The organism is Halocella sp. SP3-1 (genome assembly GCF_003953885.1).
GTDB classification, from domain to species: domain Bacteria; phylum Bacillota; class Halanaerobiia; order Halanaerobiales; family DTU029; genus Iocasia; species Iocasia fonsfrigidae.
Genome location: NZ_CP032760.1, coordinates 1941072 through 1960355, shown reverse-complemented (window position 1 = coordinate 1960355; position 19284 = coordinate 1941072). Strand labels below are relative to the sequence as shown.

Sequence of the window (19284 nt, the reverse complement as noted above, 5' to 3'; positions counted from 1 at the left end):
ATTATCTTTAGCTAATTTAAGCAAAATTCCACACTCCTTATTATTAATATAATTCAACTTTAAATTAATTGTCAATCAATTTTTACCGTCAAATTGACATACAAATTTATCAATCTCCTTAATATCTTGATCATTAAACCTAAGATGATGATTTGTCTCCATTTTTTCAAAATAAGGAATCCCCTGTCCTTTTATGGTATCTAGAACAATAGCCACTGGGGCATCCTGTAATTTTGCCCAATTAACTGCCTCATAAATTTCGCTGACTAAATCACCCTGCACTCTTTTTGCTCTAAAGCCAAAACTTTCTAATTTTTTAACAAAATCAAAGCTTTTACATATCTCTTCTGTCTTACCATCAAGCTGTTTTTTATTCTCATCTATAAATAGAATAAAATTATCTAAATTATGATGAGCTGCAAACATAATAGCTTCCCAGCACTGTCCTTCATTTAATTCACCATCACCAACTATACAGTAAGTATAATTGTTTAATGATTTTAACATATTCCCTAAAGCAATACCTACCGCCTCAGAAATGCCCTGTCCTAAAGAACCAGTAGTAGCATCAACTCCAGCAGTTAACAATCTATCAGGATGGCTCGGCAACTTTGTCCCATTTTGGTTAAGGGTTTTTAACATGTCTAGCGGAAAATATCCTTTTAATGCTAAAGTTGCATATAAAGCAGGTCCGGCATGTCCTTTTGATAATACAAAGTAATCCCTTTCCTCTAAATCTGGATTTTTAGGATCAATTCTCATTATTTCACCATATAATACTGCTAAAGTCTCTATAATCGACATGCTCCCGCCTAGATGACCAAAACCTAGTTCTTTTAATTCTTTTAAAGTTTCTACTCTAATCTGATCTGAAAATTTTTCTAATTTTTCAATGATTTCATCATTCATTGATATCCCCCTAAATCTCGTTTGCGATTTCTTTTTGATTGTTTTTGAATCTAATAGAAATCAGAGCAATAATAATTATCACTGCAACAATTATAGTTGTAATCAAGCCTTTACTCAAAGAATCTGCCATCTTACCTAATATAATTCCTACCACTCCAAAATCTGCATCAGAGAAAGTAGTATTAGCAAAACCCAGGTTTCCTAACACAGGCATCAACATTACCGGTAAAGCAGTAATTAATAGCCCATGAGCAAAAGCACCTAAAATTGCGCCCTTTCTACCACCAGTCGCATTACCAAAGACTCCGGCTGTAGCTCCACAGAAAAAATGAGGTACTACCCCTGGTAAGATTAAGATTAATTTCAATTGACCTAATATAAATAATCCTAAAATTCCTGCTACAAAACTAGCTAAAAAACCGATTAATACAGCATTTGGAGCATAAGGAAATACTACTGGACAATCTAGAGCAGGTTTAGCATCAGGCACCAATTTCTCGGAAATACCTTTAAAGGCAGGAACAATCTCCGCTAAAATAAGTCTTACCCCTTGTAGAATAATAAAAACTCCTGCTGCAAAGGTAATTGCCTGAATAATTGCATAGACAATAAAGTTCTGCCCATTACTTAAATTGCCTTCAACATAAGCTGGTCCACTAGCAATCGCTACTATAATATATAACATTGCCATTGTTAAGGAAATAGAAATAGAGCTATCCCGTAAAAAACCCAAATTCTTTGGCAACTTCATCTCTTCAGTAGATTTTGAATTTTTTCCAAACAATTTACCAACCCAGGCAGATAAGATATATCCAGTTGTACCAAAATGTCCAAAGGCGACATTATTATTACCAGTTATTTTTTTCATAGTTGGTTGGGCTAAAGCTGGAAAAACCGCCATAACCAGTCCCAAAATTAGAGAACCCACTAAAATCAAATTAGCCCCTGTAAAACCAGCTACTACTAAAATAACTGCAATCATACAGGCCATATAAAAGGTATGATGACCAGTTAAAAAAATATATTTCAACTTTGTAAAGCGCGCAATTAAAATATTAACTAACATCCCAAAGACCATTATTAAAGCAGTAGCAGTACCATATTTTTCTAAAGCTAAAGCAACAATAGCCTCATTATTGGGGACAACTCCCTGGACATTAAAACCGGCCTGGAATAATTCTCCAAAAGGATTAAGAGCTCCTGTAATAATCCCAGCACCCCCACTCAGTACAATAAAGCCTAAAATAGTTTTGATTGTTCCTTTCATAACATCCGAAATAGATTTCCTCTGTAAAAGCAAACCTATTAAAGCAATTAAACCTACTAAAATAGCTGGCACACTTAAAATATCAACCAATAAATCTAACATTAGATATCCCCCTCTTTTGTTTTAGTCTACTAAAATCTCCTGTAATTTTCCTTTTAACTCTACCTTATCAATAACACTGTTTAAAGAAATAACATTTTTAAGATGGGTCGCACTACTGGCAATATCTTTAGCCATTACAAACCAATCTGCTGCATCTTGAGTAGCCGATGCTAGGTCTGAATGTTCTACTTCAGCTTCTATTCCTAATTCTTTTAAGATATCCCTAATATTCATCTCCAGCATAAAACTACTTCCTAAGCCTGACCCACAAACTGCTAGTATTTTCACAAAAACTCCTCCTTTTATTATTTTTTATCAATTGATTCTCTTATATAATTAAATACCTCTAATGAAGTATTCTTATCAAATATCTCATCAACAACATTATCCTTCATTAGTACTGGCGTTAACTCTGATAAAGCCTGTAAATGTTTATTTTTATCCACTGTACAAAAAGCAAATGCAATTTTTACGGGATCATTATCTTCACTCCCAAATTCTACTGGAGAATCAAGGGTGACTAAACTCATCCCTATATCTTTTACCCCATCTTCTGGCCTTGCATGCAAAATTGCTAAACCTTTAGCCACAACTACATAAGGACCATTAACTTCTATTGATTCAATCATAGCATCTATATATCTATCTTCAATTAAATTATCTCTTAAGAGCAGTTCTCCAGTCTTTCTAATTACATCACACCAATCTTTGGCTTTCACATTAGTAGCTATACGATTTTGAGAAAGAATATCTAGTAGCATCATTACCTCCTCTTTACAAAATATTTTTTAAAGTCATAATTATAATTTCTTTCTTCTTTACTCTCATTTTACGACCAAAGCAAAAGATTATCAATTCTTAATTACTCCTTTTCCTTTCTAAAGGAATTGTTGCAAAAGTATAATAATGAACCAAAAGACAATTTCTTGACAGTAAACGAAGACACGACCCCGAAGCTTACAACAAGGGAAACAAATATATTTGTCGATCTTCAAAGTTATCCAAACCTGCTTAACACATAATTCCTTAACAATAAAAAAAGCTGTAAAAAAGAGAATTCTCTTTTTTACAGCTACACATTGTTCACTGTCAACTCCTTTAAATTTTTGCTTGCACTACAAATATGTCGGGCTAAAGCACGACATATCTCCAAATTTAAACTATAACTAAGTTTTAAATAATAAATTATCTTGCTACTTTAAGCAAAAATTTTTTAATTTTTTCTGCAGATTGTAATTTTAAAACACGCTTACTTATTTCAGCTGCTTCCTCAACTGTCCATTTACTTAATAATTCCTTAATCCTTAAAATAGAGACAGCACCCATACTAAATTCATCAAGACCTACTCCCAATAAAAATGGCAGTAATAATTCATCAGCAGCTGCTTCACCACACATCCCTACCCAGATACCCGCTTGATGGGCTGAGTCAATAGTCTTCTTTATCAATTTTAACACTGCCGGGTGATAAGGGGTATACATTTGAGCTACTTTTTCATTAACCCTATCCACTGCTATTGTATACTGAATCAAATCATTAGTCCCGATACTAAAAAAATCTACCTCCTGAGCAATAATATCTGCCTCCATTACTGCAGCAGGCACCTCTACCATAATACCTACTTCTAAATCCTGACTATACCCCTTACCCTCTTTAGCTAGTTCTTTTTTACATTCCCAAAGAATTCTATTAGCCGACTTTACTTCATCTACAGATGAAACCATAGGATACATTATTTTTATATTACCATAGTTACTGGCCGCCAGAATTGCTTTTAATTGAGTTTTAAAAATATCAGGCTGATCAAGACATATTCTGATGGCCCTGTATCCTAAAAATGGATTCATCTCCTTAGGTAAATTTAAACAAGGTAGTTCTTTGTCTCCACCAATATCTAAAGTACGAATAACTACAGGTTTACCATCCATTTTTTCAGCTACCTGTCGGTAGACTTTAAATTGTTCTTTTTCACTTGGCAAAGTATCCCGATCCATATAAAGAAATTCTGTCCGAAAAAGCCCTATTCCTTGACCACCATGTTCTAAAACAGACTCTATATCTCTTATATTACCTATATTACCACAGACTTCTACCTTTTTGCCGTCTTTACTAAGCGCTTCCTTGTTCTTATGTTTTTTTAACCTTTCCTGTTCCTGTTGATATTTCTCTCTCTTTTGTTGATATTCATGTTCTGTTTCAAAATCAGGATTTATAAATACCTGTCCACCATTTCCATCCACTATAATAGTCTGTCCAGAAACAAGCCGCCCCTGCTTGATACTGACAGAAAGTTCTTTACCAACCCCAACTACTGCTGGAATACCCAGGGAACGTGCCATTATAGCTGTATGCGAAGTTCTTGAGCCTTCTTGAGTTACAAAGCCAAGTACCTTCGCAGTATCAAGTTGGGCAGTATCAGAAGGGCTCAAATCAATGGCTACAACTACTGTATTTTCCTCTAGTTCTGTAGTTGATTTACCCTGTCCACTTAATATTCTGATTAACCTTTTCCCAACATCTTTAATATCTGCCTCTCGAGCCTTAATATATTCATCATCAAGCTCAGCAAACATCTGGGAAAAAAAGTTAATTGTCTCTGCTATTGCTGCTTCTGCATTGATTTTTTCATCTTTAATCTTCTCTTTAATAGGTTCTATAAGTTCAGGGTCATCTACTAACATAAGATGGGACTCAAATACCTCGGCTTCCTTTTGACCAAGTTTCTCACTGGTTTCTTCCATTAATTTCTTTAATTCAATTTTTGCATTTTCTAAAGCAATGCTTAATCTTTTTAACTCTTTTTCAATATTGTCTATTGTCTTCTCCTTAAATTCTATATTATCTTCTGCTTTAAGAAACACTCTACCAATTGCTATTCCTGGTGAGGCAGCTATCCCTTGCATAATATCACTGTCCTTCCCTATCTCATTATTCTTCTTTAGGCAATTCTACTTCTAGATAATTAACTAATTCCTTGATTGCCATTTCTTCATCAGTTCCTTCTGCCTTTAGAATTATTTCCTTCCCCTGGCTTGCCCCTAAACTTAAAATTCCTAAGATACTTTTAGCATTAACCTCTCTATCATTTAAAATTGCTATAATCTCAGAATTAAACCCTCCAGCTTTTTGTACAAATTTTGATGCAGGACGGGCATGTAATCCTGTTTCGTTAGTTATTTTTACTTTTTTTTCTACAGACATTTTAAACCCCTTTTCTTTAAACTTTTTTATTTTTGAAAAAAAATTAGGGCTGTCTCAAAGTGAGATAGCCCTCTGGACTGCTCATAACAGTTTCTAAAAATATTTTGAGACAACTTCAGAATATCTGAATTAAGATACAATATAATTTTTTAAAATACCTGATTATTTTCTTTTCTTCAGTATTTTAAATATTTCTTTTTATAATAGATTTTCTTCCAAAAGCTTAGCTAAATTATTAGAACTATCACTTTGTAATATTTCTTTAACAATTTTTTCGCTTTGCATCATGTCTATCAGACTTTGCAAAACCCCTATTTGTCTAGAAGGATCATTAATAGCAAGTAATATTACAAGACTCACTTCGATTTCTTTTTCATAATCATTCATATTAAAAAAGTTTACTTTATTCTTTAATAATCCAACTGCTATTGCCGCTTTATTTACATACTTTGCCTCTGTATGAGGAATAGCAAAATTAATGTATGCTCCCTGGAGACCTGTTGGAACTTCCTTTTCTCTTTTTAAAACAGCTTCTTTATACCCTTCTTTTACAAATCCTTTTTTCAACATACAATCGCTTAATCTTAAAATCACCTCCTCTTTGTTATTAAGATCTAAATTTATTTCTACCAAATCACTATCAATATAGATTTTATTCATTAAGAAAACCTCCTTCATTATAGTAATACTTTAGTTAATATAATTGCAAATCTCATGCCAAATTTACGGAATAAAATGTTATAAAAATTTATACCTAAAAATACTGTTATATTAGAACATTTTAATTTTTAACTGTAATCATCTGGAATATTATGTTATTGAACAATAATTGCCACATTTATTTTTATTAATTCCCATTACTCATAAAAGTTTTTATTTCTAACTTTCCCTTCCGCTTTCATTTAAACAAATTAAAAAAATATAAAAAATACACAGTGTGGTGTTGCTTCTAGCACTCTTATTTCAGTTTGTTTCTTAGTTAAAATTAATTCTCTAGAATATTAAAAATATCTTTTACTATTCTATATGGTTTTGAAAATATCCTTTTTGGAAAAGAATATAAAAATGTTGAGCCTTCTTCTTTTATTTTTTTATTTAATTTAAATGGTTCAGTTAAAATATGTTTTACAGTATCAATTGTATAAAGTTCCAACAATTCATTTTTATCTATTCCTGATATTCTATGACATTTCTTACATTCAATACTTTTTATCTCATCATCTAAATACAAAATAATATGTTCTGTTTCTTCATTACAATTTATACAAAACAAATTTGTATTTATTTTTTTTAACATTATCTTATTCTCCTTTTAAAGTTTTATGTACCTTAAGTACTTACCCAGGTAAGTATTAAAGCAACGCGAACGGTAACCAACTCACCCTTATTTAGAATTCGTGATGCCTTTTTCTAATTTATTTTTTGTGCACATTACTTGACGCTAGTTTAAAATTCTCTTAATCGTCTTTCAGACATTCTATAATTTCAAATTAATAATTTTAATATAAAGGACTAGTATATAATCATAGTATCCGAAAAATAAACCCCAGACACTATGATTATATATTTTTCAAGATATATACTGTTGCTTTAAATATATACTATCTCTTATTTACTAATAAATCAGGAACACCTTCCTTCCCTTGACCATAATAATCAAATACTCTAACAGCCTGGTCAATCTGGGTCTCAGTCATCATAGCAACATTATCACTCATAGACTTAGCTATGCAATAAGTTTTTGCAGCTTCTTCCAAGTAAATACAAGAATACAAAGCCTCTTTTAATGAGTTGCCGACCGCAATTACACCATGATGCTTTAAAATTACAGCAAGCTTCCCTTTTAAATTTTCGACTGCTTCTATGCCCATCTGCTCACTTGCAGCTGACGAAAAAGGACACACATTAACTGAGCCTTTTGTTGCATTTGCAAGAGTAGTTAAGTTGCATTTAAATTCATTTTGAACTAAGCCTAATGCAGTTGCATACGGTTGATGAGTATGAATAACAGCATTAACCTCTGGCATATTATTGAAAATATACAGAAGTGCTTTTGAATCCACTGATGCCTTTCTATTTCCTTCTATACTTTTTCCAGATAAGTCCATTAAAATAATATCATCTGCTACTAAATCTTCATATATCATTCCAGAAGGAGTCACTAAAACTCTATCTTCATCAACCTGATAACTTATATTTCCTCCCGAAAGGGCAATTAATCCATATCTGTCAAGTCTAATACCCGCTTTTATTACTTCTTCTTTTTCCTTTTCATACATCTTCTTTTTTCCTTTCTTCATATATTGCATTATTCTTTTTTATTTTTTCTTTTAGAGAATTAGGATGAATATTTTCTTCTATTTTTAAAAGATCATTCTCCAAATCTTCATAATCATTATATGTTTTTAAATCTATCCAATATCTCCCCTTGAATAGTGAAGGTTTATTGACTCTTATATACATCTTTTTTACTAGATGCCTTTCTTTAATCTTAAAACCTTCCAATTCTTTTCTAGAGTAAACATGAGATTTGCTGAAAGCAGAAAAACTTATTGTATTATTGTCTATTACTATCTTTCTCGGGTAACTGATCGAGATAAAATTAGTAAATATTGTATATACACACAAAAAACATACAAACATCCAGAGATACTTTATAGAAGAACCTCTGCTGACGTGGAAAATCCCTAATAAACATACAATTGCCGCTAAAAATCCCGCATAAACCACCCTAATTAAAAACTTCTTTTGCTCAAATATATATTCTTTACTCATGTTTCCTCCTTCCCTTTATACGTTTAACACTAAAATAGTCATATTATTGAACATTCTTTAGTTCTTTGGCTTCCCTTAATATTCTTTTTCTATTAACTAATGCTAATATCATTGCAATACATCCTACTATACCGATTCCAATCCATCCAAAGTCATTTAGACGTACAATTGCCCAGGTTAATGGATTTGCACCATCACAAATACTAGAAATCATTGTAGCATTCGAAGGTAATGCATAATCAGCATTAATAGCTGCCTTAGTTATTAATGGAGCTAAATTAGTAGAAATCAATAAACCAAATGCTAATACTACAATACCATTAACTAATGCTCTAAATCCATTACCATTAACTACAGGAGTAATCAAAACAAACATCCATGGTATAACTGCTAAGTCTGCAAATGGTAGAACTTTGTTTCCAGGAAGTATAACAGCAATTGCTAATGTCAAAGGTACTAATATAAGTGATACTGAAAGTGTTAAAGGATGTCCTACACCAACTGCTGAATCAAGACCTATATACAACTTTCCTCTGTTGGAGAATCTCTTATTTATAAATTCAGATGCAGCGTCAGATATTGGAAGTAAACCTTCCATTAACAATGAAGCCATTTTAGGAATAAGAACTAATACAGCTCCCATAGTTATTCCCAGCTGAAGCACTTTTGAAATATCATAACCTGCTACAACACCGATAATAATTCCTAGTACAGAACCTATAATTATTGGTTCTCCAAATACACCAAATTTTTCTTGTGCCTTTTCCATGTTAATGTCTATATCTCTAACACCAGGAATTAAATCAATAATTTTGTTAATTATTATTGCAACTGGTGCATATGCTCCAGAAAACCCATGAGGAAGTGATACACCTGGTAATCCTAATGTTTTTTCAACTCCTGAAGCTGTATAATCGGCAATTACCATAATTATTATCATGTTTAAAACTGCTGCCAGTAAACCTATAGTCTGACTTCCAGTTACTATAGCAACAAGCGCTCCAGTGAATGCAAAGTGCCAGTAATCCCAAATATCAACATCTACTGTTTGTGTTGTATTAGTTAATAACATTATAATATTTACAAGTAAACAAACTGGTATTATTACCATACCTACAGTTGAAGCAAACGCAATAGCTGCTGCTGCAGGCCAGCCAACATCAATAACAGATAATGATAATCCAAAACGATCAACCATAAGCTGTACTGCAGGCCCTAAGTTAGATGACATAGCACCAATTACAAGATTCAAACCAATAAATCCAATTCCAACTGTTAATCCAGCTCTTAAAGATTTGCCTTTTTCTGTTCCTAATATTATTCCAAAAATGCAAATTATTATAGGCATCATTACCGTTGCACCTAAATTTTGTATAAAATTAAAGAAACTCAATATATATGACATAAATTTCACCTCTTTTTTTTATTTGGTATTGTAAAAAATACTATTTTTTACAATACCATTTTATTTTAATAAATTTTATTAAAATAATTTACTCACTTAATTTTTTAAATAGATTGTTCTTGTTTATTTTATTAACTCCAATATTTCTTTAGTTGTCTTATCAATTCCAACTCCTGTTAAAAAGCTTACTCCACTTACAAATGGACATTTAACTCCACTTGGTTTCATAGTTGTTGCAATTACAAAATCAAAATCGGCTGATTTTGATGGTACCTCAGCTATCTTGCACTGTTCTATCTTATACTGTCCTGAATAACCATTTTCATTTAATATTTTTTCAACTTTGGTCCTTGCCGCTGTAGAAGTACAAACTCCTGCTCCACATGCCATTAGTATTCTTTTCATTTTGCCACTTTCCTTTCCAATTATTATTATTATTTAGCTGACAGATTTTACTTTTAATTAAGAATCAATTAAAGTATAAACCTGCATTCATTCCTGTTGTGTTATATATTTTCCTGCTAATTTTTTATTATAATCACTTATAAAGTTATTTAATAATTAACAGATATAATACCCATTATCACAGTTTGAAATTAATTACCTAAAACAATTTTATATTTTACTTTATTTATAATTCAAATAATCCGCGGATTAAAATTATTTAAAAAACTTTTTTTAATTTATTCACCTAAGACAATAATTTTACATTTACGGTCACGGGGTCTTGTCCGATCAAAGTCTACAAAATAAATATAACCTGTTGTTCCAACTCCTAATTTTCCCTCATCAACCTCAAATATTTCACTAGAACCAAGTAAAGTTGATTTTAAGTGAGCATCACAGTTTAAGAGAGCTGAACGATCACCATTTGGAAGATAAGATTCTGCATTTGGCCATGAAGCAACAGCTTCGTAATGTTTCTCACCAGGATAATTATATTGTCCTTCAGCAATATTATCCGGAATAATTTTTTGCAAAACGTTATTTAAATCAGTTTGAAGAAATTCATTTCCATTTTCATTATAATCATGAACGAATTCTTCAAAGAAAACAGAACACGTAGTATGAGAAGAAATAACAACACAAATACCACCCTGAATTTTACTTTTCTGTATCACCTCTTTGACAGAATCAGTAATATTAAAAAAAGTGGGGGTTTTACCATGAGATTTTAGATTAATTTGTTCTTTATAAATGGTCATACTATAACCTCCGTTATTCGTTTATTCTATTATATTATTTTTAATAATTATTAATTGTTTTAACTTAAAGTACAGTTATAGTTTCTACAAATTATTTTTACTTTTGTCATTTTTACTTTTGTCATTTTTAGCTTTGACAATTGCCTGAATCATTTCTTCTAATCTTTTCGCTTGGTTAGAAGCTTTAACTATGCCACTTGTTGCTCCTGTTCCATCAGCACCATGAATTATTGTATTATAAACATCCTCACCAGTACTGATTCCAGAAGCCTGCATAACTAAAATACTTTCATCAATTTCTTTTATCTTAGTTGTTGTTTCAATTATATAATCAAAACTGCTTGTCTTTCCGGTTCCAATCAAATCAGTAGGCTCACATAATAGTATATCTGGTCCTAATTTAGCAATAGCTACTGCTTCATCCAGGCAATCTGCACAAACAATTGTTATAATTTCAAGTTCCTTAGCTCTTTTTATAGTCTTAACCAGAGTAGTTAAGGTAAGAGAATGTTCCGCGTGATTTAAAAAAACTGCTTCAACACCTGCTGCTTTTAGTGATTCAGGTAACACATGTCCCATTCCCCGTCCTGGAAACAACGAATCCATATGTTGAGCTGTAACTATGACATTCTTTGTCTGGTCTTTAATATTTGCCAGATCAGCAAAAGGGGCTGTAAAAAATATCTCTACACCATATTCCTCTGCAAACTTATCAGCAGCAAGTGCCAGCTTCAAACTCTCTTCTCCATATAGATATGACTTTGGATTACATATAAAAAATGGTGTTCCAATCTTTCTCATTTTGTATCCCTCTCTCTAAATTAAAATTATCTCTTTCCTTTATTTAAATTGTTTTGTATGAAATACACCGTAATAATGCTCCAGGCACTCTTTCAATCCGTTAATTTGTGCATTCTTTAATTCATAATAATCATTAGACTTAATACTTTGGGATTTATTAAAGGCAGCAGTTATTAAATCGGTATATATATTTATCTTGCTTATTCCTCCTACAGCACATCTTTTAAGATTCTCATTCCCTGATGAGGAACCCCCATGAAGCACTAGAGGAATTTCTACAGCATCTCTAATTTTCTTCAATCTAGTAAAATCTATAACAGGCTTTCCTTTATAAGCACCATGAGCAGTACCAATAGATATTGCTAGAGAATCTACATTTGTCAATTCAATAAATTTCTTTGCTTCTTCTACAGTAGTATAAATACTGTCACTATCATCCTTGCTTTTATAGTCCTCACCACCACCTACATGTCCTATTTCAGCTTCGACAACTACTCCTTTTAGGTGAGCATACTCAACAATTTCACTTGTCCTTTTAACATTATCATCAAAGCAGTCCATAGAAGCATCTATCATTACTGATTTAAAACCCCCATCTATAGCTTTGATTATTAATCCTTTAGTAGTACCATGATCTAAATGTAGTACTGCTGGAATCCTTGCTTTCTCGCCATAATACTTACCTAATAATAATGCTTCATCAAAGGATAAAAACTCCTTATGTACTTCTGCATAAGCCAAAATAATTGGTAAATTTAATTTTTCCGCAACTTCTATATAAGCTTTTATAGAAGTTTGATCAACAAAATTTGGTGCTGGTATAGCAAAATTATTTTTTCTTGCCGCTTTAAATAATTCTTTTGATGAAACTAGCAAAAAAATCATCTCCCTTTCTATATTAGCCTTTTTAATCATATCTTTAAACTCATTAACATCTTTATAGTCTTATAACTATATCTAATAATGTTTTATTCTGAAATACTTCAACAGTTTCTGGATTATTTCAGAAATGCTGCTTTGATTTTAATAATCTGAGTATGAAAATGGCACTTGTTTTTATCTCATTAAAACTTATGGACTTCTTTAAAGAAATAGATTTTATTAATTAAGCAAAGCCTCCTTTATTAAGTTAATATCTTTAGTAAATTTAATTATCTCTATATTTTCTTTTAGAATTTTATAAAACTCTTTAAAATACTCAACCCCCAGATCTTTAATAGCAAACATACAAATAACTTCTACTTTATACCCAGACCAATCAAGTGAATTTTCCATAATGGCCAAAGCAGCCTGCGAATAATTAACATATTGGGAATCAGCATGGGGTATAGCTATACCAGAACCAATATAAGTTACCCCCCATTCTTCCCTTTTTTTAACTGCATCCAGAAAACCATCTTTTACCACTCCCTTTTCTTTTAATTTTTCAGCTAGTAATGTAATTACTTCATCCTTCGAATTTACTTTTAATGAGGGGAAAATAATATTTTTATCAATTAATTTATCTGTTTTTATATCCTCTTGTTTAAACTCTTGTACACCTACCCTTTCTTTGAAACGCTCTAGGCCTTCTTCGGAAAATATCTCATCTACGCTAAAAAAGATATTAGAATTAAATGACTGGGGTCTTAAATTTCCAATTAAGCCAACAAGTTGTTTTTCAGCTTCAATATCTGCTATAAATTCCTCAAGGTCTTTGTTATAAATACCCGTTGTAATTATTTCATATTCTCTTTCTAAATTAAATAATCTGTGTAATAAATAATCTTTAACCTTTAAGGCAACACCCTCACCTGTCATACAATAAATTAATAATACTTTATGCTTTTTCTTATTATATAAATTTGTTGAATTTGATTGATTAATTCTGTCCACTAATTCATTTAAACTTATATCCTTTAGTTTAGACCAGCGAATAGCCTCCATTAACATAACAGTATCTACTCTAGCCACAGCCCTTGTTTTAATTCCTGTTTTTTCTTCAATTACCTCAGCGAAACCAGTTAATGAACCCATATCAACTAATAATAAGATCCCTTTACTATGCTCAATTTTTTTAACCAAAGCAATTAACTTTTTTAAAACCTTATTTGGTGCTTCATTAAAACTCATATTAACTGCTTTCACCTTTGAACCGCCCAACAAATAATTGGCAACCTTAAGCATGTTAGAAGCAACCATACCATGAGAAACAATAATAATAGCAATCTCAGATTGAGCATTTTCTTTCTCATCTGGGCCAGTTACAGTATTTAAATACATAGTAATATACCCTATTTCATCTCTTGGTATAGTAATATCACACCTTTTGTTAATAAAATTGATTACTTTCTCTGCTACAGCATAGTTCTGTGGATGTTTTTTTTTGATGTTTTCTAAATCTGGATACTTAATTAATTTACCACTCTTAATCCTCTGCCAAACAGCATCAAGATGAATTGCCAAGGCATACTGTAATTGACTATTCAAAACAAGTTCTGGCAATTCTTCCTGGAGCATAACCATTACTTCATTTATTAGATTATAAATTTTTTCACCAATAACTCCCTTCAACATGTTTTTGTTCTTGTAAAAATCTTCCTTAGTCATGTCAAATAAGCGACTTATCTTCTCTTCTATTCTAAATGTTAATTCTGTATTAATCTTTTCCTGTGTAATTCCAATTCCACTTAATTCCTGATTCTTTTCCTCAATATACTTATATATATCTTCAGTTACATTATAGATGTTTTTTTCTTGAGAGGTAATCAAATTTCTATCCAGGGCAGGTTCAACCTTAATATCATCTCTTAATAAATTCCTGATTTCCTCTCTATCTACAGATTCATTAAGAAAACTCCTTCTAATTTCTGAAGGTAATATATCTAGCGAAATTTCCACCTGACTTTTAACCTCAGTAACAAAAAACAGATAGGCTTTAGCACAAATAACTTTTAGATTACTCTCTAATTGTCCTATATTATTAACTGGAGTATAAGCTAATAATGCCCTGACAGCTTCATATTTTAAAATAATTTTCCTCTTTATTTGTTTACTTTCACGGGCAATAAATAACTTAATAAAATCAAGCTTTTCCTGCAATTCTCTTTTCTTTAATGATGGTAATTCAATTATTAGGGGTATTCTACGCCTAAAAGTAGCTAACAAACTAGACTCGATATCTTCTGTTGTAGCTGCAATAATCATAAGATTTACTTTGTGCTCAGTTTCAGTTTCACCTAACCTCCGATATTTGCCGTTATCAATTACATTAAATAACATCTCTTGGCCTTCTGGTGATAAACGATGGACTTCATCTAAAAATAAAATACTATTATTAGCTTTACTTAAAAGACCATCCTTATCGTTTGAAGCACCTGTAAAAGCCCCTTTGACATGACCAAATAAATGTGAATATAATAATTGAGGATTATCTGCATAATCTGCACAATTAAAAACTACAAATTTGTTTTCAGAAATTTTTCTATTTTGAGCAGCAAATTCAAACATCTTTCTTGCTAAATAACTTTTACCAACTCCGGACTCACCAGTAATTAAAGTATGTAATCCATATGGTGGATAAAGTACTGCCGCCTTAGCTTGTTGAATCTGAGGTTTCAAAGTTCCATTATAACCAATCACTGTTTGGAAAGGGTCTTCAATATTAGAACCATTTTTTTTATTTTTTATTTCTTTATTTTCTATTTCCTTTTCCTTTTTATAAAATGGACTTTTTATTTTCTTTATTTCTTGGTCAATGAGATAACGTGAGGCATTATATCCCTTTTGTTGAATAACCTTAGTTAGTTCACGAATAGAAATATTAGATTGTTTTTTTATAATGGAACGTATTTCTTCAACTAAAAAAGGTTTCAATCGTTCTTTAGACGATTTAATATTTAATTTTTGTCTAGTTACTGTTACTTTCTCACGACTAACATTTAATTTTAAGGCTAATTGTTGATCAGTTAAAGGATTTTTTTTATCCTCATTACTAAGCAGTTTTTTAATCTTTTTGTTAATTTCCATTTCAAATCCCCTTTGCTTTATTATAGTTGCAAGTCTTATACCAGGTTTCGGAATAAAATGTTATAGAAAATATTTTATATTTAAAACTGTTGTTATATCAGAAATACTGAAAAAAAATAATTTTCAAAATTCAATTTTAAAAACATTTTCTCCCGTTTTACTAACCTGGTATTTTATGTTTTTCAACAATAAATGCCATAATCCTCCCCCAAAATTTTGCTTTTTTATTAAACTATTTAATTCAATAGAGTTTAGCAAATAACTTTCTATTTTGATTTACAGTTTTTTCTTCATTAATTATAGAAACACAATTTTTATACTAAAAAAAGTGTGCAAAAAAATGCACACATTCTTAGTAAATATTTTATTTTGAGAATTTAATAAAAAAATAAATTATATTATAAATCAATCCTCCGCACCACAGTCAAGTGCCCGGTCAATCCTTTCACCTATCGGAGGATGTGAGGCCTTAAAAATAAGTTTATATTTATTATATTCTAAAGCTGACAAACTTGTATCAGCCAATTTAGCCATGGCTGAAGCAAAATATCGGGGATTGGGTATTTTTTTTAAAGCAAAACCATCAGCTGCCCTTTCAAATTTCCTGCTGAAATAGAGTGAAATAGGTGAAAAAAGCCAGGACAATAATAAGAACACTATTAAAATTAAAGGCAGGGTATATACAGCATACATATTTTTATAGCCAACCCAGGTAAATACTAAAGGCCATAGATTATACATAATGTAAGATAATAATAGGATAAATAATGTTTGTATCAAGATATTTTTAAAAATATCTTGATGCACGTGATGCCCCAATTCATGTGCTAAAATGGCTTCAATTTCATCACTACTATAATTATCAAGAAGATTATCACCCAGAATTATCTTCCTGGTACTTCCCAAACCTATCACCGCTGCATTGGCATAATTAAGCTTACTACTGAGATTGATTTGGTATATCTCATCTATTTCTAACCCAATATCTTCTATAAAATCCTTTATTCTCTCTTTTAACTCCCCTGCTGGATATGGTTCCAGTTTGAAAAACAGAGGGAGTAAAACAATAGGAAATAAAAAAGTTACAATCAAGAGAAACATAATACACCCCAGAGCAAAGAAAATCCACCACTTCTCTGGATAATTAGCTGTTAAATAGAGAAAAAAACCTCCCCCCACCGAAACAACAATAATATTCAAAATTAAACCCTTTAAGTCATCAATAATCCATCCCTTTACTGATTGCTTAATAAGTCTATATCCCTTATTTAAACAATAGGACAAATAATAAGCTATTAACAGTGAGTACAATTCATAAAAAAACAAAATAATGCCTAAATATACAACTAAATTTATAACAATACTATCAGTAAAAACAGAAACAAAATTATAAATCTTTATCTCCAGTGAAAAAACAAAAAATAATATCCAGAACAAAAGATTTCCCACCAGGAGTAATACATCATTCCTATCTTTTTTCCTGTTATATTCTTCAGCAAGCTTCCTTCTTTTTGAATCATAAATATCCTTTAATTTAGTCATCTTTAATACCACCTAATAAAAAAATATATTCTTCTATAATTATATACCTAGGCAATTAATTTTGGCAAGAAATCAGAAAAATTATTCACTACTTGAGGATTAATATCATACATTATATTAACAAAAAAAAGGAGGTCAGCAAAGTCAATGAGTGTTTGTTACAATGATTGTGCTTTCATTCTCTTTCTAATCTTAATCCTGCTGCTTTTAGGTAATACTGATTAATAAAACTTATAATCTAACAAATGCATATTGATAAAAGGAGGTGTACATATGGGCGACTTTAAAGACAACAACTGCTTATGCTTAATTCTTATTATTCTTGTAATCTGCTGCTGCTGCGGTGCTTTTTAGAAAATTAAAGTAAAAAAAATACAATTTCAAGCAATTAAAAAAACAATAGACCAGTTATAATTTACTGGTCTATTTTTATATTTTGATATACAGTTAATTTATATTTAAAATATCCTTAATTTCTTTCCTAATTTTAGAAGTATTACAGTTCCTATGATGTTTAATCTCCTGTTTATCTAAATCCTTTAAAGCACGGTGTATATCCTGCCCACTAATTTTGTTTAAAGTATCCAGTATGGCAAATTCATTCACAGCATTAATACCTGTTTCCAGTGAATCCAGAACAGCCATACTAAACTTATAGGGATTAGCAGTTGAATCAATAATTACTGGGATATCCTCAGCTAAATTTTGTCTATACTTTTGATAGACTCTGATCCCAACTGCTGTATGTGTATCTACAAGGTAATTATAATCCCTAAATACCTTTTTAATAGTATTTTTTGTTTCAGTTTCACTGGCATATTCTCCTACAAAAATCCCTGCTATCTTTTTTCTCGTAGGATCATCTATCTTAAAACAACCCTTATTCTTTAAATCATCATACCATTTATTTATTTTATCTGAATTATGTCTAGTTATTTCAAAAAGAAAACGTTCGAGGTTTGATGAAATCAATATATCCATCGAAGGACTGATTGTTTTTATGAAATCACGTTCAAGATTATACTCACCTGTTCTTAAAAAATCAGTGAGTATTTTATTATCATTTGAAGCACAGACAAATTTATGGACAGGCAGACCCATCCTATAGGCATAATATGCAGCCAGGATATTACCAAAATTACCAGTAGGTACTGTTATATCTATCTTTTGACCCTTACTTATTACATCATCTCTTAATAAAGAGGCATATGCAGCAAAATAATATATTATCTGCGGCACAAGCCGTCCCCAGTTTATAGAGTTTGCCGAAGAAAATTGATAACCCTGCCTACTTATTAAGGAATTAAAATCCCTATCAGCAAATATCTCTTTAACACTATTCTGGCACTCATCAAAATTACCTTCAACAGCAACAACATAGGTATTACTACCGGTAGTTGTCGTCATCTGAGCCTCCTGTATTTTACTAACCCCTTTTGCTGGATAAAATACAATAATTCTGATACCGGGAATATCTTTAAAACCCTCCAGGGCTGCTTTCCCTGTATCACCAGAAGTGGCAACCAGAATAACTACTTCTTTACTGAATTCTGCTTTCTGGAGGGCTTTAAGTAGAAGATGAGGCATTAACTGTAAAGCCATGTCTTTAAAAGCAGCTGTTGGTCCATGCCACAATTCCATAATATATATATTATCATCCAAATTAAGCACCGGAGCCATACCATCAGAGGTGAAATTTTTTTCATTATATGCTTTTCTAATACAATCCTCTAATTCAGATTCCTGATAATCACTTAGAAACTCCTCTAAGACCATTAAGGCTATCTCCTGATAAGTATTATCCTTCATATTATAGATAGTATCCTGGCTAAAAATAGGAACCTTTTCTGGTACAAACAACCCACCAGCAGGTACCATGCCCAGTCTAATGGCCTGGGCAGCCTCTACTGGCTGGTAATTCCCCCTAGTACTAATATATTTCATAACCATAACATCCCCTCTACTCATTTGCTCATTTTGCTTAATTATATCAAACTTAACTATACTTTTAAACAACAAAATTTCTCGTTTAATATAAAAATTTTTAAATTCTTGATAAAAAATATAT

Annotated in this window: 18 protein-coding genes; all 18 read right to left on the bottom strand. The window is 31.2% G+C overall.

What is annotated here, in order from left to right; genetic code table 11:
* Positions 1-75 precede the first annotated feature (75 nt).
* The 18 genes from D7D81_RS09260 to thrC all read right to left on the bottom strand — a co-directional run bounded on the left by D7D81_RS09260 (position 76) and on the right by thrC (position 19160).
* Positions 76-909 carry a transketolase gene (locus D7D81_RS09260; RefSeq protein WP_125989370.1) on the bottom strand — a complete coding sequence of 278 codons (834 nt, stop codon included), beginning with the start codon at positions 907-909 and terminating at the stop codon, positions 76-78.
* Between the two features lie 10 nt (positions 910-919).
* On the bottom strand, positions 920-2278 hold the full coding sequence (ulaA, locus tag D7D81_RS09255) for a PTS ascorbate transporter subunit IIC (RefSeq protein WP_125989368.1): 1359 nt from the start codon (positions 2276-2278) through the stop codon (positions 920-922).
* A 21-nt stretch (positions 2279-2299) separates the two neighbouring features.
* The gene (locus tag D7D81_RS09250) at positions 2300-2566 is read right to left on the bottom strand and encodes a PTS sugar transporter subunit IIB (protein ID WP_125989366.1); all 267 of its coding nucleotides are present in this window, start codon (positions 2564-2566) and stop codon (positions 2300-2302) included.
* A gap of 17 nt (positions 2567-2583) precedes the next feature.
* A complete protein-coding gene (locus D7D81_RS09245) occupies positions 2584-3042 on the bottom strand; it encodes a PTS sugar transporter subunit IIA (RefSeq protein ID WP_286170371.1) in 459 nt (152 codons plus the stop codon).
* A 421-nt stretch (positions 3043-3463) separates the two neighbouring features.
* Positions 3464-5182: a phosphoenolpyruvate--protein phosphotransferase gene (gene ptsP, locus D7D81_RS09240; protein WP_205739403.1), complete on the bottom strand. Its 1719-nt coding sequence runs from the start codon at positions 5180-5182 to the stop codon at positions 3464-3466.
* Positions 5183-5207: 25 nt separating this feature from the next.
* The gene (locus tag D7D81_RS09235) at positions 5208-5480 is read right to left on the bottom strand and encodes an HPr family phosphocarrier protein (RefSeq protein WP_125989362.1); all 273 of its coding nucleotides are present in this window, start codon (positions 5478-5480) and stop codon (positions 5208-5210) included.
* 198 nt (positions 5481-5678) lie between these two features.
* Positions 5679-6140: a PTS sugar transporter subunit IIA gene (locus D7D81_RS09230; RefSeq protein WP_164522189.1), complete on the bottom strand. Its 462-nt coding sequence runs from the start codon at positions 6138-6140 to the stop codon at positions 5679-5681.
* 325 nt (positions 6141-6465) lie between these two features.
* On the bottom strand, positions 6466-6777 hold the full coding sequence (locus D7D81_RS09225) for a bh protein (RefSeq protein ID WP_125989358.1): 312 nt from the start codon (positions 6775-6777) through the stop codon (positions 6466-6468).
* Between the two features lie 304 nt (positions 6778-7081).
* On the bottom strand, positions 7082-7759 hold the full coding sequence (locus tag D7D81_RS09220) for a class II aldolase/adducin family protein (protein WP_125992045.1): 678 nt from the start codon (positions 7757-7759) through the stop codon (positions 7082-7084).
* The gene (locus D7D81_RS09215) at positions 7752-8255 is read right to left on the bottom strand and encodes a hypothetical protein (RefSeq protein WP_125989356.1); all 504 of its coding nucleotides are present in this window, start codon (positions 8253-8255) and stop codon (positions 7752-7754) included. Before D7D81_RS09215 ends, D7D81_RS09220 begins: the two co-directional genes overlap by 8 nt.
* A gap of 43 nt (positions 8256-8298) precedes the next feature.
* Positions 8299-9660 (bottom strand): PTS galactitol transporter subunit IIC, encoded by a 1362-nt coding sequence (locus tag D7D81_RS09210; RefSeq protein WP_125989354.1) that lies wholly within the window; start codon positions 9658-9660, stop codon positions 8299-8301.
* A gap of 123 nt (positions 9661-9783) precedes the next feature.
* Positions 9784-10065: a PTS sugar transporter subunit IIB gene (locus tag D7D81_RS09205; protein WP_125989352.1), complete on the bottom strand. Its 282-nt coding sequence runs from the start codon at positions 10063-10065 to the stop codon at positions 9784-9786.
* A 278-nt stretch (positions 10066-10343) separates the two neighbouring features.
* Positions 10344-10865, bottom strand: coding sequence for a YjbQ family protein (locus D7D81_RS09200; protein WP_125989350.1), 522 nt, complete (start codon positions 10863-10865; stop codon positions 10344-10346).
* 84 nt (positions 10866-10949) lie between these two features.
* The gene (locus D7D81_RS09195) at positions 10950-11666 is read right to left on the bottom strand and encodes a triose-phosphate isomerase (RefSeq protein ID WP_125989348.1); all 717 of its coding nucleotides are present in this window, start codon (positions 11664-11666) and stop codon (positions 10950-10952) included.
* Between the two features lie 39 nt (positions 11667-11705).
* Positions 11706-12542, bottom strand: coding sequence for a class II fructose-bisphosphate aldolase (locus D7D81_RS09190; RefSeq protein WP_125992043.1), 837 nt, complete (start codon positions 12540-12542; stop codon positions 11706-11708).
* Between the two features lie 225 nt (positions 12543-12767).
* Positions 12768-15674 (bottom strand): sigma 54-interacting transcriptional regulator, encoded by a 2907-nt coding sequence (locus D7D81_RS09185; protein ID WP_125989346.1) that lies wholly within the window; start codon positions 15672-15674, stop codon positions 12768-12770.
* Between the two features lie 405 nt (positions 15675-16079).
* Complete coding sequence (locus tag D7D81_RS09180) at positions 16080-17216, bottom strand: M48 family metallopeptidase (RefSeq protein ID WP_125989344.1); 1137 nt, start codon at positions 17214-17216, stop codon at positions 16080-16082.
* A 447-nt stretch (positions 17217-17663) separates the two neighbouring features.
* Positions 17664-19160, bottom strand: coding sequence for a threonine synthase (gene thrC, locus D7D81_RS09175; RefSeq protein ID WP_125992041.1), 1497 nt, complete (start codon positions 19158-19160; stop codon positions 17664-17666).
* Positions 19161-19284: the final 124 nt, after the last annotated feature.